We start from the raw sequence: 531 nt of genomic DNA on the forward strand, positions 1-531 counted from the left end.
GATATACGCTCTCATGACTGCCATCCGAGACGCTGGCCGAGTTTACTCCTTCGCTGGCCTCGAGACCAGCGGTCGCATTGACCTTGGCGGGTGTGCCGCGGGCGCCTGATCGACGACGATTGATCATGCTCTCATCCGCGGGTTGATTACCGCACTACCCGTATCCGTCGCTGGGCCTATCCTCCGTCTAAGTTCGGGCGTCGGACGAACCTGCCCCACCGTACACCGTGGATTGCCCATCACAGTCGGGTGCCCGCGGCACGCCGGCCAAGGCTATGCAGTTGGTGCGCTGGCGCCTCCTCTCGTTAATGTCGTGGGTGGATCAGCCGGCTATCGCCGGCGACACCCGACGGGCGATGTCCCAGGCATAGCCGACCAGTTCACGCGCGATCGCGGTGGTCACCTTGGGCTGAGGCTTGCCCGTGGCCGCCAGGCGACGGTAGCGCTGGCACAGGCGAACCTGTGCCTTCCACCCGATTGCCTGGATGTCCTCGGGCAAGTCGATGACCCGCTCACGGTAGCGCCGTTCCT

The 531-nt window shown here is 64.8% G+C and carries 1 pseudogene; it reads right to left on the minus strand.

Annotated features, from left to right (window positions below):
* Positions 1–322: 322 nt before the first annotated feature.
* Positions 323–531, minus strand: a pseudogene (locus AX692_RS15280) (IS110 family transposase); the annotation flags it as partial.

The sequence above is a fragment of the Erythrobacter donghaensis genome, assembly GCF_001557325.1.
Lineage (GTDB): Bacteria > Pseudomonadota > Alphaproteobacteria > Sphingomonadales > Sphingomonadaceae > Erythrobacter > Erythrobacter donghaensis_B.